At 75.5% G+C, this 13,853-nt stretch carries 12 protein-coding genes; 9 read left to right on the forward strand and 3 right to left on the reverse strand.

Annotation, left to right across the window (positions count from 1 at the left end; translation table 11 throughout):
• Nucleotides 1-222 precede the first annotated feature (222 nt).
• The 6 genes from QSK03_RS32435 to QSK03_RS32460 all read left to right on the forward strand — a co-directional run bounded on the left by QSK03_RS32435 (nt 223) and on the right by QSK03_RS32460 (nt 7,789).
• Nucleotides 223-1,887: a CocE/NonD family hydrolase gene (locus QSK03_RS32435; protein ID WP_285659925.1), complete on the forward strand. Its 1,665-nt coding sequence runs from the start codon at nt 223-225 to the stop codon at nt 1,885-1,887.
• 154 nt (nt 1,888-2,041) lie between these two features.
• Nucleotides 2,042-3,106, forward strand: a complete 1,065-nt coding sequence (locus QSK03_RS32440; protein WP_285659927.1) for an alpha/beta fold hydrolase — start codon at nt 2,042-2,044, stop codon at nt 3,104-3,106.
• 152 nt (nt 3,107-3,258) lie between these two features.
• Nucleotides 3,259-4,050 carry a SigB/SigF/SigG family RNA polymerase sigma factor gene (locus QSK03_RS32445; RefSeq protein WP_285659929.1) on the forward strand — a complete coding sequence of 264 codons (792 nt, stop codon included), beginning with the start codon at nt 3,259-3,261 and terminating at the stop codon, nt 4,048-4,050.
• 86 nt (nt 4,051-4,136) lie between these two features.
• Nucleotides 4,137-5,687 (forward strand): FAD-dependent oxidoreductase, encoded by a 1,551-nt coding sequence (locus tag QSK03_RS32450; protein WP_285659931.1) that lies wholly within the window; start codon nt 4,137-4,139, stop codon nt 5,685-5,687.
• Nucleotides 5,688-6,299: 612 nt separating this feature from the next.
• A complete protein-coding gene (locus QSK03_RS32455; RefSeq protein ID WP_285659934.1) occupies nt 6,300-7,403 on the forward strand; it encodes a hypothetical protein in 1,104 nt (367 codons plus the stop codon).
• A 32-nt stretch (nt 7,404-7,435) separates the two neighbouring features.
• Complete coding sequence (locus tag QSK03_RS32460) at nt 7,436-7,789, forward strand: YrhK family protein (RefSeq protein WP_285659936.1); 354 nt, start codon at nt 7,436-7,438, stop codon at nt 7,787-7,789.
• Between the two features lie 12 nt (nt 7,790-7,801).
• On the opposite strand, the gene QSK03_RS32465 is transcribed toward QSK03_RS32460, so the two are convergent.
• From QSK03_RS32465 to QSK03_RS32475, 3 genes are all read right to left on the reverse strand, one after another.
• A complete protein-coding gene (locus tag QSK03_RS32465) occupies nt 7,802-8,665 on the reverse strand; it encodes an acyl-CoA desaturase (protein ID WP_502872247.1) in 864 nt (287 codons plus the stop codon).
• Nucleotides 8,666-9,095: 430 nt separating this feature from the next.
• Entirely contained in the window at nt 9,096-10,151 is a 1,056-nt protein-coding gene (locus tag QSK03_RS32470) for an esterase/lipase family protein (protein WP_285659940.1), read from the reverse strand.
• An 82-nt stretch (nt 10,152-10,233) separates the two neighbouring features.
• Nucleotides 10,234-11,079 (reverse strand): IclR family transcriptional regulator, encoded by an 846-nt coding sequence (locus QSK03_RS32475; protein ID WP_285659942.1) that lies wholly within the window; start codon nt 11,077-11,079, stop codon nt 10,234-10,236.
• Nucleotides 11,080-11,194: 115 nt separating this feature from the next.
• Here QSK03_RS32475 and pcaH point away from each other — a divergent pair, with 115 nt between their 5' ends.
• Genes pcaH through QSK03_RS32490 form a run of 3 tightly spaced genes read left to right on the forward strand, consistent with a single transcriptional unit; the run spans nt 11,195 to nt 13,721 of the window.
• The gene (gene pcaH / locus QSK03_RS32480; protein ID WP_285659947.1) at nt 11,195-11,905 is read left to right on the forward strand and encodes a protocatechuate 3,4-dioxygenase subunit beta; all 711 of its coding nucleotides are present in this window, start codon (nt 11,195-11,197) and stop codon (nt 11,903-11,905) included.
• Nucleotides 11,905-12,510 (forward strand): protocatechuate 3,4-dioxygenase subunit alpha, encoded by a 606-nt coding sequence (pcaG, locus tag QSK03_RS32485; RefSeq protein ID WP_285659943.1) that lies wholly within the window; start codon nt 11,905-11,907, stop codon nt 12,508-12,510. The genes pcaH and pcaG overlap by 1 nt, the downstream gene beginning before the upstream one ends.
• 5 nt (nt 12,511-12,515) lie before the next feature.
• Entirely contained in the window at nt 12,516-13,721 is a 1,206-nt protein-coding gene (locus tag QSK03_RS32490; protein WP_285659945.1) for a 4-hydroxybenzoate 3-monooxygenase, read from the forward strand.
• Nucleotides 13,722-13,853 lie beyond the last annotated feature (132 nt).

Raw genomic sequence — 13,853 nt, forward strand, 5'->3', positions numbered from 1 at the left:
GGCACCACTCGGCGATGTTGTCCGGGCCCTGCCCGTTGGTCGCCTCCAGCATCGCGTCCATCAGTCGCATCCTGGCCTGCCGCTTCCCCGCCATGGGCACACCCTCGGCGATGATCAGGCGACACATGCGGTGAGACACGACCCGAGACAGAACTCATGGGACTAGACAACGGCGATAGCTGGCCGAACTGCTCACCTGCGCGTAGCGCACACTGGCGTCCCGTGAGCCTCGCGACCGCGATCCTGCGCCGGGCGATGTACCTGCCCGCGCCCCGCACCCCCCGGGTCACCGTCGACCGCGACGTCGCGGTGCCGATGCCCGACGGTGTGGTGCTGCGCCACGACCTGCACCGGCCCTCCGGGACGCACCGCGGCCCGGTGGTCCTCGTCCGCAGCCCCTACGGCCGGGCCGGCTGGGTGGGCGCGGTGTTCGGGCGCCTCGTCGCCGAGCGCGGGTACCAGGTGGTCGTCCAGTCGGTGCGGGGCACGACCGACTCCGGGGGCGCGCTCTCGCCGTTCGACGAGGGCGAGGACGGCCGCGCGACCGTCGCGTGGGTGCTCGACCAGCCGTGGTGCGATGGCCGGCTCGCGACCCTCGGCCCGAGCTACCTCGGCCTCACGCAGTGGGCGCTCGCGCCGGCCGCGGGCAGCGCGCTCAAGGCGATGGGCACGCTGGTCACCGCGTCGTCGTTCCGCGACCAGACCTACGCGGGCGGCTCGTTCTCGCTGGACAACGCGCTGTCCTGGACCTCGATGATGCGCACGATGGCCGCCGGGCCGTGGGCGCGCTCGACGCGGATGCTGCGCGGTCGCCGGACCGTCGCCCGCGCGCTCGACGCGCTGCCCCTGGGCAGCGGCGACACCACGGCCACCGGCGGCGAGGTCGACTGGTACCAGCACTGGCTGCGCGAGACCGCCCCCGACTCCGCCTACTGGGCCCGCCGCGACTACACCGGCGGCGTCGCCGACGTCGCCCGCCACGGCGTCGACGTCACCATGCTCGGCGGCTGGCAGGACATCTTCCTGCCCTGGCAGCTCGCCGACCACGCCGCGTTGCGCGCCGCCGGCGCCCGCCCGCGGCTCGTCGTCGGACCGTGGGTGCACACCTCCACGCCGGGGATGGCGGCCGGGATGCGGGAGGCGCTCGCGGCGTTCGACCGCGCCCTCGGGCGCCCCGACGGCCTCGTCGCCGCCACCACCGAGGACACCCCGGTCACCGTGACGCTCTCCGGCGGCGGGGGCACCCGCCACCTCGCGGACTGGCCGCCGCCCGGCGCCGCGCCCCGCACGTGGTACCTGCGCGCCGACCGGTCGCTGTCGACCCACGCGCCGCCCGCCCACGCGACGGGCGGGGGCACCCGCGTCGACTACGACCCCGCCGACCCGACCCCCGCGGTCGGCGGCCCGATCCTCACCGGGAAGTCGGGCCCGCGGGACCAGGCGGCGCTCGAGGCCCGCCCGGACGTCGTCGTGTTCACCTCCGACGCGCTCACCGAAGACGTCGTCGCGCTCGGCGAGGTCACCGCGACCGTGCACCTGCGCGCCGACACCGAGCACCTGGACGTGTTCGTCCGCGTCTGCGACGTCGACGCCCGCGGTCGGTCGGTCAACGTCACCGACGGTCTCGTCCGCCTCGCGCCGGGCGCCCCGCCGACCGCCGCGGACGGCTCCCGCGCCGTGACCGTCGACCTGTGGCCGACCGGGCACCGCTTCGCCGCCGGGCACCGGCTGCGCGTCCAGGTCTCGGGCGGCGCCCACCCCCGGTTCTCCCGCCACCCGGGCACGGGGGAGCCGTTGGGGGAGGCCTCGACGTTGCGCCGCCAGCCCCGCGACGTGCTGCACGACGCCGACCACCCCACGGCGGTGACGCTGACCACCGTGGGGTGATCCGTCGGTGAGCGGCGTCGTCGCTGGTCCGTGAGGGTGAACGACCCCGGGGCGTGCTGCCTGGGTCACACCGCCCGTCGGCCGTCACGCGCCCTTGGTCGACATCACCGGGCCACGCCCTGGCGAGGTCCCGAGCATCGCCGATCCTGAGGTCATGGCCGTCCTGCCGACCGAGCGGGCCGGCGCGGCGTCCGGGGCCACCACGACGGCACCGGCGTCCGCCCCGGCCCCGCGCACGCCCGAGAGCACGACCCCGGAGCCCACCGGCGCCTCCGCCGACGAGGGAGCCGGCTCGTCGCGCCCCCGATCGCCCCGCCGTCTCCCGCGCCCGCGTCCCGTCCACGGGGTGCGCACGGGAGACGGTGTCCCGCTGCACGTCGAGATCCGCGGCCACCAGGGCCCGGTCGTCGTGCTCAGCCACGGCTTCACCGTCGACTCCGACGAGTGGTCGCCGCAGATCGCCGCGCTGCGCCACCGCGCCCGGGTGGTCACCTGGGACCAGCGCGGTCACGGCCGCTCGGGCTGGGGCGACCCGTCGAACGCGACGATCGACCAGCTCGGGCGCGATCTCGCCGCCGTCGTCGACGCCGTCGCGCCGAACACGCGCGTCGTCCTCGGCGGCCACTCCATGGGCGGGATGTCCGTGCTCGCGCTCGCCCGCCAGCGCCCGGAGTGGTTCGGGACGCGCGTGGCCGGGGTGTTCCTCGTCGCCACGTCGGCCGGGGACCTCATCTCCGACGGCGCGCTCGGCGCGCTGCACACGGCGGCCCGCCGCGCGGGCCTGCTGCCCGCCGTCCTCCAGGGCGCGCGCCTGGCCGCGCCGCTCGCCGACCACCTGCCGTGGCGCGACTCGGCCCTCGGACGCTGGTTCGTGCGGCGCATGGCGTTCACCCCGGACGCCAGCGACGAGGAGGTCCGCCGCCTCCAGACCGTCACCGAGAGCGTGCCGCTGTCGGTGACCTCGGCGTTCTCGTCCTCGCTGCTCGCCCACGACGAGAGCGGCGCGCTGCCCGCGCTGGCCCGCGTGCCGACGACGGTCGTCGCCGCGGCCGACGACCGGCTCACCCCGGCGGCGCACGGCAGGCGGATCGCCGAGGAGCTCGGGCCGCGGGCGCGGCTCGTCCTCGTCGACGGCGCCGGCCACGCCGTCAACCAGACCCACCACGAGGAGGTCGACGCCGCGCTGCTCGACCTGGTCGACGGCCTGCGGCACCGCTGAGGGCCGCGGGGAGGTGTGAGCACCGGCGTCACGGGGCACTGACACACTGCGAAGGAACTCCGGTTCAGACACCAGCCGGTCAGCTCACGCGATACGAGCGCCCCGTCTGGTCGGACGAGTGTCCGGTGCCCGGGGCCCCGAAGGGGTGTCCGATGGCCGGCCGAAGCAGTGACTACGACGTCTACGTGCCCCTCCTCCAGGAGTTCGCGGACCTGTCCGAGGACGACCCGCGCCGGGAGACCGTTCGCGAGAAGCTCGTGGTCGCGTTCCTCCCCGTGGCGCGCAACATCGCCCGTCGCTTCGCGCGGCGCGGTGAGCCGACCGACGACCTCGAGCAGGTCGCCTCGCTCGGCCTGCTCCACGCGCTCGACCGGTTCGACCCGGGCCGCGAGCGCGACTTCCTCTCCTACGCGGTCCCCACGATCATGGGTGAGGTGCGGCGGCACTTCCGCGACTCGGCCTGGTCGGTGCGCACCCCGCGCAGCGTCAAGGACCGCTACGTCGCGGTCGGCTCGGCGACGGCCACGCTGTCCCAGCAGCTCGGACGCGCCCCGACGGCCGCCGAGCTCGCCGAGCACCTCGGGATGAGCCGCGACGACGTCGCCGAGGCGGTCGCGGCGCACGGCTCGTACCAGCCGGCGTCGCTCGACGAGTCGCTCGGCGACGGCGACGACTCCGCGCTCGTCGACATCCTCGGGGTGGCCGACGGCGAGCTCGACCGGGTCGAGGTGCGCTCGCTGGTGCGCGGGCTCGTCCGCGACCTCCCCGAGCGCGAGCGCACGATGCTCGCCCTGCGGTTCGTGCACGAGAAGACCCAGGCCGAGATCGCCGCGGTGCTCTGCATCTCGCAGATGCACGTCTCCCGGCTGCTGTCGCGCACCCTGGCCGCGCTGCGCGACCAGATCGAGAACGACCTCGCGACCGACCAGCTCGTCGCGGTCTGACCCATGTGAGCGCTTTCCTGCGCCATGGGGCAGGAAAGCGCTCACATCGACGGTTGCGGACGCGGCGGTGCGGACATCTCCACGGCATGGCGTTCCCCGTCCTGCCCGCGCAGGAGCTCTCGGCGTGGCACGACCCCGAGCACGCCGAGGAGCCCGACACCTACCCGCGGCTGCACGGCACGCGGCGGGTCGACGTCGCGGTCGTCGGCGCGGGGATCACGGGGCTGACGACGGCGGTGCTGCTCGCCCGCGAGGGGCTGCAGGTCGCGGTGCTCGAGGCCCGCCGCCTGGGGGCCGTCGCCACCGGCAACACCACCGCGAAGATCTCGCTGCTGCAGGGGACACGGGCGGCGACGCTCGACGCGCGCCACGACCAGGACACCGTCGACGCGTACCTGGCCGCGCACCGGGCGGGCTTCGACTGGCTGCTCGACCGGGCCCGCAGCGCCGACTGCGACCTCGAGCGCCGGGCCGCCGTGACGTTCTCTGCCGCCGGGCGCTCGTCGGCGGGCGCCGAGGCCGTGCGCCGCGAGGCCGCGGTGCTGCGGCGCGCCGGCGTCCCCGCCGTGCTCGGCACCGACGTCGGCCTGCCGTTCGGGGTGTCGGAGGCCGTGACGCTGCCCGACCAGGCGCAGTTCGACCCGATGCCCTACCTCGCCGACCTCGCCCAGGAGCTGCACGAGCGCGGCCACCCCGTGTACGAGCGGACCCGGGTGCGCGGCGTGTCCCTGTTCGGCGGCCCGCGGCTGCGCACCGACGACGGCGAGGTCCGCGCCGAGCGGGTCGTGCTCGCGACCGGCGTGCCCGTGCTCGACCGCGGCCTGTACTTCGCCCGCGTGGAGCCCGCCCGCTCCTACGCCCAGGCGGTGCGCGTCGACGGACCGCTGCCCGAGGCGATGTACCTCGGGGCCGACGACCCGACGGTGTCGCTGCGCACGGCGGTGATCGAGGGCGAGCGGCGCCTGCTCACCGGCGGCTTCGGCCACCGCGTCGGGGCGAGCACCCCGACCTCGGCGCACGAGCGGGCGCTGGCCGACTGGACCGCCCGGCACTTCGACGTCCGAACGGTCACCCACCGGTGGTCGGCCCAGGACTACCTGCCCGAGGACGGCCTGCCCTTCGTCGGTCCGATGCCCTGGCAGCCGCGCGTGCTCGTCGCCACGGGCTTCGCGAAGTGGGGGATGACCGGCGGCACCGCGGCGGGCCTCGCCCTGCGCGACCTCGTGGTCGGCCGCCGCAACCCCTGGTCCGCGGCGCTGCGCGCCGACCGTGCCCCGGCCGCCGCGGCGCTGCCCGCCCTGGCCCGCGCGAACGGCCAGGTCGGCCGCTACCTGGCCACCGGCTGGGCCCGCCCGCACCTGCCCGCCCGCGAGCCGCTGCCCGAGGGCGAGGGGCGGATCGAGACCACATCGCGCGGCAAGGTCGCGCGCTGCCGCGTCGGCGGTGTCGAGCACGAGCTGGGCGCGGTGTGCCCGCACCTCGGCGGCATCCTCGCGTGGAACGACGCCGCCGGCAGCTGGGACTGCCCGCTGCACGGGTCCCGCTTCGCCCCCGACGGCGACGTCCTCGAGGGCCCCGCCACCGCCGCCATGCCCCCGGCCCCGCCTGGCCTCGCCCGCGTCGTGGCGCCGCGCTGAGGGGCACGCCTGTTCGAGCGATGCGGCTTTCCTGGCGTCCGACGCCAGGATCGCCACACGCTCGCCGCTGCGACACGCCGAGCGGCGCGGGCGTGTTTCGTGCCCCGGCGTCGTGCCAGCCTGGCGTCCACGCTGACGTCAGATGTCAGGAAAGCACCCACGATCACCGCTCGGGCGGACCGAGCGGCGCGGTCGCTGCTCGCGCGGGAGCCGCGTCTCGAGTGCGCGGCGACGGCGCGCCGGGGCACGGTCGTCCGCCCCGTCGGTGTCCCCCACCTCGTCGCCGGCGTCCGGCGCGGCCGGCTGGGTGTCGGTGGCCGTCCGCCTGTCCCGTGTCCACCAGCGCCGCACGTCCCGCACCCCGTCTCCCGATGTCCCCGTGTCCCCGACGGCCCCGCCGACCGGCGGGCCACGACCGACGCTAGGGAGACGCGGGGCGCGGGGAACGGGGGTGAACCCGCCGGTCCACCCCCGGAACGGCGGGGGCGTTCCCCCTGGACGCCGGCCGCCCCGTCGTGTCGGCTGCGCACGGGGGGCGCCATGCGGCACGGTGGTGCCACCCGGCCCCACCCGCGCCGATCGACGAGGTGCCCGCATGACCCGGCGTCCGACGTGACCGACGAGCCCACGGAGGACGCCGACGAGGAGCTGCCCGCCTCGCTGGAGGACGCGGCCGACCTGCTCTACGGCGTGGGCCGCGAGGAGTTCATCCCGGTCCGGGACGCGATGGTCAAGCAGGTCCGGCAGGCCGGCGACCGCGAGCTCGCCAAGGAGATCGGGGCGCTGCGCAAGCCGTCGGTGGCGGCGTGGGTGGCCAACCGCCTGGCCCGCGAGTTCCCCGACGAGACCGGCGGGCTCGAGGAGCTGGGGGCATCGCTGCGGGAGGCGCAGGAGAAGCTCGAGGGCGACGCGCTGCGCCAGCTCTCGCGCCAGCGCCACGGGCTGATCAACGCGCTGGTCGAGCGGGGCCGGCGGATCGCCCGCGAGGAGGCCGTCCGTCTCGGCGACCCCGCGGTCCGCGAGCTGGAGCGCACCATCGGCGCCGCGCTCGCCGACCCGGCCGCCGCCCGGGCCCTCGCGGGCGGCCAGCTCGCCGGCGGGATGGAGGCGGGACCGGGCCTCGGCGAGGGCGGGATCAGCGCCGCCCTGGGCGGTCCCGCGTCCGGCGCCCGCCCGGCGCGCACCGCGGCGCCGTCACGCCCGACGCGCCGCCGCCCCGACCGTCGACCGACCCGCCCGCCGGCCCCCGCACCCGACGACACCGACGAGATCGACGACACGGACGACACCGACGACGAGGACGACGACGCCCTCGACGTGCGCGACGACCAGGAGACCCGCGAGCGCGAGGAACGCGAGCGCGCCGAGCAGGAGGAACGCGAGCGCGCCGAGCGGGAGCGCCGCGAGCGCGAGGAGCGGGAACGGGCGGAGACGGCCGCGCGCGAGGCCCGGGAGCGGGCCGATGCGGCCGCCGACGCCGCACAGCAGGCCTCCGAGGACGCGGACGCCGCGACCGGCGAGGCGCAGGAGGCCGACACGACCGTCAGCGACCTGCGCGCCCGCCTCGAGGCCGCGGAGGACTCCCGCCGGGAGGCGTGGGAGCGGGCGGACACCGCCGCCCGCGAGCGCGACACCCGCCGCCGGGAGGCCGACCGCGCCGCCGAGGACGCCGACACGGCCGAGCGTCACGCACGCACGCTCGGCGCGCGCTCCTGAGCGGTCGCTCGCACAGGGGGCAGGCTGGACCCATGAGCGCAGCGGGCGGGAGCAGCACGGGCCGGCACGGCAGCGGCGGCAGCGGCGACGGGCTCGACCCTCCCCACCTCCCGCCCCTCGTCTACAAGGTGGGCCACGAGGAGCTCGTCGTACGGCGTCGCTACGAGGTCCTCTCGATCGTCAACGACATCCTCATCGGCTTGTGGTTCCTCATCGGGAGCATCCTGTTCTTCTCCGCCGAGACGACCTACGTCGGGACATGGTTCTTCGTCGTCGGCAGCGTCGAGCTGCTCATCCGGCCGGTCATCCGGTTCTCGCGGCGGGTGCACCTTCAGCGGGTGCCGGCCGCCCACGGCATGCCGACCGACTTCGGGCCGGACTTCTGATCGAGGACGCGCTCAGGCGGCCCGCGCCGCGAGGCGGTCGAGACGGCGCGCGGTCGGCCACTTGACGTTGCTGACCCACCCGAGCTTCTCGAAGACCCAGATGGTGCGCGCCGAGATGTCGAGCTGGCCGCGACCGACGCCGTGGCGGGCCGAGGTCGGGTCGGCATGGTGCAGGTTGTGCCAGGACTCGCCCATGCTCGGGATCGCGAGCAGCCAGACGTTGGTCGAGCGGTCGCGTGCGCCCCAGGGTCGCTCGCCGACGAGGTGGCAGATCGAGTTGGTGGACCACGCGACGTGGTGGGTCATGCCGACGCGCACGAGGCTCGCCCAGAAGAACGCCGTCACCGCTCCCCACCATGACCATGTCACGAGCCCGCCGATGACCGGCGGCGCCGCGAGGCTCGCCACCGTGAGCCACGTGAAGGCGCGGTGCACGAAGCGCATGTCCGGGTCGGCGAGCAGGTCGGGGGTGAAGCGCTGCTGATTGGTCAGGGACCGCTCGAACATCCACCCCATGTGCGCGTGCCAGAACCCGCGCACCAGCGCGACCGGCGACGTCCCGAACGCCCAGGGCGAGTGCGGGTCGCCCTCCTTGTCCGCGAACGCGTGGTGGCGGCGGTGGTCGGCGACCCAGTGCCGGATCGGGCCCTGGACGGCCATGCTGCCGGCGATGCCGAGCGCGATCCGCAGCGCGCGCCGCGCGCGGAAGGCGCCGTGGGTGAAGTACCGGTGGAACCCGACGGTGACCCCGAGCATCGTCAGCACGTAGAACGCGGCGGTCAGGCCGACGTCGAGCCACGACAGACCCCAGCCCCACGCGAGCGGCACGGCCGCGACGAGGGCCACGAACGGCACGAACGCGAACACGTAGACCATCACGTGCGGGGCGATGTGCCGGCGGTGGTCGCTGAGGTCGGCCGGCTTCTCCGCGGAGGGATCGGTCGCGAGATCGGCGGGCGGGTCGGCGGGCGGTGAGGCCGGACCGGACGTCATGCGGGGGAGCTCCCGAGGGGCGGGCGGTCCTGGCCGACGGACTCGCCGACCAGCCGGCCGGTGGCCGGTGAGGCAACCCTGACACGGGCTCGCCGACCCCCGCTCCCCGGGCCACGGAGCTGTCCCGCGACGGCCGGGTGCGCTTCGTCCGACGGCCGCTCGGCGCTCACCCGGTTGTTGCACGTCGGTAGGCCGTGGAGCGTCTGCGGAGTCCCACCGCTGCCACGGAGTGTCGTCCACGCCACACGCTCGGTGCGCTCCGCGCAGGTGAGCAGTTCGGACGGCGATCGCCGCCCGAACTGCTCACCTGGCGTCAGCCACCGGCGAGCACGTACGGCTTCAGCGCCGGCTCGGCGAGCACGTGCGGGTAGAGCGCCACCTGCGCCCCGATCCCCGCGGTGTAGGTCGCGAGGCGGGCCGGGAAGGTCGCCGGGTCGACGCCTTCGTGGAACGGCGCCAGGCACGCCGCGCGGTCGACCCGCGAGGCCTTCGCCGGGCCGTCGTGGTCGAGAGCGTCGATCACCAGGGCGTAGGCGACGGCGTCGAACGAGCCCATCGACAGGTGCTCGGCGACGTGGCCGGGGCAGACGTCGAAGGTCGAGATGTTGGCGCGCCGGCCCGCGCCCGTCGTCAGCTGGGAGCTCGGCCGCGGGCCGAGATTGGGCACGACGACCTCGTCGGTCGGCGTCCACATCTGCGTGTAGTCGATGCCCGCGAACGTCTCGGTGCCCGAGTTGAGCGCCGTCGTGAACGCCGAGAGCGTCTGCTGCTGCCAGAACGCGGGCGCGCAGCCCGCCGCCGCGCACACCGGGTAGGCGTCGAGGGTGCCGTGGTTCGACGGATCGATGCCGATCATCTCGCCGACCTGGTCGCGGGTGTCCGGCCAGAACCGCAGCGCCCAGCGCCCGATCATGCCGCCCTGGCTGAACCCGACGACGGCCACGTGCTGCCCGCTGCGCTCGTGCATCGCGCGGATCGCCGCGACGACGTACTCCGCGGAGACCTGGATGTCGCTCATGGCGTGGTTCGGCAGCGTGACCGCGCAGTACGGGCGGCCCGCGGCGGCGAACGCGCGCTCGTAGTTCCAGGAGAAGTTCTCCTCGGCGGTCAGTGTCGTGCCGGGGACGAGCAGGACCGGGGGACGGCCGCCGTCGTCGACGTCGGGCGAGCAGTCGAGCGACCCGTCCAGCTTCTCCTGCGCGACGTCGAGCGCCGGCCCGGGCCGGTCGAGCGGGGCGTAGTCGCGCGCCGGCTGGGGGACCGGCAGCGGCAGCTGTGGGCCGGGGTTCGCCAGGGCGGGCGCCGCGAGGGCGACCAGGACGAGCAGCACCCCGAGGAGCACTCCCCACATGCGGCGCCCGAGTCCCATCCGCCGACCTCCCGTCGCGGGTGCGAGGACCAGGAGTCGGCCGTCGGCGCCCGAACGGACCAACGATCGGTGATCGAACCGGTCACGCGCCCCGCTCGGCGCCAAGGGCGGGGTCGTCGGTCGCCGTCGGCAGCGGCGTGATCACCCCGGCCGGACGCCGCCGCGCGGACGGTGCGCCGAGGGCGCGGGAGATGCCGCGGGCGGCCGCCCGCACGGCCGGGACGATCGTGCGCGGCTCGGCGCCGGTGCTCGGCACCACCACCGACAGCGACGCCACGACCCGCTCGTCCTCCCCGCGCACCGGGGCGGCGACGGAGAGCGAGAGCAGGTCGACCATCCCGTCGCACACCGCGACGCCCTCCCGCCGGACGGCGGCGAGCACGCGCCGCAGCTCGTGCGGGTCGGTGATCGTGCGCGGGGTGAGCGCCGTGAGCGGGCCGGCGAGCACGTCCTCCTGCACGGCCGCCGGCGCGAACGCGAGCAGCACCTGACCGACGCCCGTGGCGTTCAGCGGCATCCGCCCGCCGACGCGGCTGAAGACGCGCACCGCCTCCGGGTGCGCCAGCCGCTCGACGTAGACGACCTCGTGCCCGTCACGGACCGCGAGCTGCACGTTCTGCCGCGTCGCCTCGTAGAGGTCCTCGAGGTAGGGCATCGCGCGTTCGCGCAGGCCCAGGCTCCGCGGGGCGAGGGCGCCGACCTCCCAGAGCCGCAGCCCGATGCGGTAGCGCCCGTCCTCGCCGCGCTCGAGCGCGCCCCAGGTCGCGAGCTCGCCGACGAGGCGGTGCGCGGTCGACAGCGGCAGCCCGGCGGCGCGGGCGATGCCCGACAGCGTGAGGGCCTCGGCCGACGGCCCGAAGGCGGAGAGGATCCCGAGCACGCGTCCGGTGACCGACGGCCCGCTCTGGCCGCCCCGCGATGGGCTCACCCTGGGCTCCTTCCGGTGGCCGGAAGCTCGATTCTGGCACGCCCCGGCCAGCAGGCACCCTGGTCCGGTGACCGCATCGCCGCAGCCCGCCACACAGCGAGAGGTCTCCGTCGAGATCGCCGAGGCGGCCGCCGCGCCGCCACAGCCCGACGGCCACCCCGACCGCGCCTACCGGCCCTACCGCAGCACCGCGCTGCGGTCGCCGCAGCGGCCCCTGGTCGTCGCGCCGCCGAGCCTCACCGAGCTCACCGCGCCGGTGTTCGGCCCCGCCGACGTGGCCCCGATCGACGCCGACCTCACCCGGCACCACACCGGCGACCCCCTCGGTGAACGGATCATCGTCACCGGCCGGGTCCTCGACGGCGACGGGCGTCCCGTCCGCAACCAGCTCCTCGAGATCTGGCAGGCCAACGCGTCCGGGCGCTACCGCCACGACGGCGACCAGCACCCCGCCCCGCTCGACCCGAACTTCTCGGGCGGCGGACGCGCGCTCACCGACGACGAGGGCCGCTACCGCTTCGTCACGATCAAGCCGGGCGCCTACCCGTGGCGCAACCACACCAACGCCTGGCGCCCCGCGCACATCCACTTCTCGCTGTTCGGGACGGCGTTCACCCAGCGGCTGGTGACGCAGATGTACTTCCCGGGCGACCCGCTGTTCGGCCTCGATCCGATCTTCCAGTCGGTCACCGACGAGAAGGCCCAGCAGCGGCTGATCGCGGCCTACGACCACGACGTCACCGAGCCAGAGTGGGCCCTGGGCTACCGCTGGGACATCGTGCTCGACGGCGCCCACGCCACGCCGCAGGACCCGGACGGAGTCTGATGCTCGACCTCACGCCCTCCCAGACCGTCGGGCCCTTCTTCGCCTTCGGGCTGCCGTTCGAGGGCGGCGGCGACGTCGTCCCCGCCGGCACGCCCGGCGCGATCACGCTGAACGGCACGGTGCGCGACGGCGCCGGGGCGCCGGTGCCCGACGCGCTCCTGGAGTTCTGGCAGACCGGCCCCGACGGGCGCCTGCCGACCCGTCCCGGCTCGATGCAGCGCGACGGGCGCACGTTCACCGGCTTCGCCCGCGTCGCGACGAACCGCGCCGGCGACTACACGCTGCGCACCCTGCGTCCCGCCGCGCCGTCCGACGCGCCGCACGCCCCGCACCTGGCCGTGACGGTGTTCGCCCGGGGGCTGCTGCACCACCTGTTCACGCGCGTCTACTTCCCGAACCACGTGGAGGCGAACGCCGCCGACCCGCTGCTCGCGGCGCTCGACGAGGAGCGGCGCGCCACGCTGATCGCCGTCCCCGACGGCGGGCCGACCGGCCCCGGCTACCGCTTCGACGTGCGCATGCAGGGGCCCGGCGAGACCGTTTTCCTGGACCTGTCCACCCGGGGCTCGGGCGCGCCGCCCGCCACGACCGAGACGCCACTGTGAGCGCAGTGAGCGCAGTGAGCCCCGTGCCGGAGCGGACCCAGGTCGCGATCGTCGGGGCCGGGCCCGCAGGCCTGATGCTGTCCCACCTGCTGCGCCTCCGGGGCGTCGACGCGGTGGTGCTCGAGGCGCGCCCGCGCGAGCGCGTCGAGACCCGCCAGCGGGCGGGCATCCTCGAGCACGGCACCGTCGAGGCGCTGCGCGAGGTCGGTGCCGACGCGCGCATGGACGCCCAGGGTCTCCCGCACGACGGCTTCGAGGTGCGCTTCTCCGGGCGCGGCGTCCGGGTCGACATGCAGGAGCTCACCGGCGAGCGCGTCATGATCTGGGCGCAGACCGAGGTGACGAAGGACCTCATCGCGCTGCGGCTGGTCCAGGGCGAGCCGCTGCTGTTCGACGCCGAGGTGCTCGCGGTCGAGGACGTCGAGACGGACGCGCCCCGGGTCCGCTACCGGCACGACGGTCGCGAGCACGTGCTGCACGCCGACGTCGTCGTCGGCGCCGACGGCTCCTACGGTCCGGCGCGCCGCGCGATCCCGGAGCGCCTCGTGCGCCGCTTCGAGCGGATCTACCCGTACTCGTGGCTGGGGATCCTCGCCGACGTCGCGCCGTCGTCCCACGAGCTCATCTACGCCCGCGGACGCACCGGCTTCGCGCTCGCGTCGATGCGCTCGCCGACCGTCACCCGCGCCTACATCCAGGTGCCCAACGGCGCCGACGCCGCCGACTGGGCGGACGAGGCGATCTGGGACGAGCTGTCGGTGCGCTTCGCGCTCGACGACGGTTCCTTCACGCTCGCGCGCGGACCGGTCACCGACAAGTCGGTGACGCCGATGCGCAGCATGGTCACCGAGCCGATGCGCCACGGGCGGCTCTTCCTCGCCGGCGACGCCGCGCACATCGTGCCGCCCACCGGCGCCAAGGGCCTCAACCTCGCCGTCGCCGACGTCCGCGTGCTGGCCGAGGCGCTGGGCGAGTGGTTCGCGACCAAGGACGAGACCCTGATCGACGCCTACTCCGACAGCGCGCTGCGCCGCGTGTGGAGGGCGTCGCACTTCTCCTGGACGATGACGACGATGCTGCACGTCGACCCGGACGGCGACCCGTTCGACGAGCGGCTGGCGCTGTCGCACCTGCACCTCATCGAGGCCTCCGAATCGGCCCGGCGGGCGCTCGCGGAGAACTACCGGGGGTTCGCCCTGGGGGCGCTGTAGCGCGGCCTAGTACTACAGCCTGATTTATGGGTGGCTTGTTGGGCGTGTCGGCTTGGTCGGGACGGTCGGATGAGATCTTGTCTGGCCGGTGGGCGACGATGTCGGTGTGGCCGAGGTCGAGGCGTGGGCTGA

The organism is Actinomycetospora sp. NBRC 106375 (assembly GCF_030269665.1).
In the GTDB taxonomy this organism is placed as follows: domain Bacteria; phylum Actinomycetota; class Actinomycetes; order Mycobacteriales; family Pseudonocardiaceae; genus Actinomycetospora.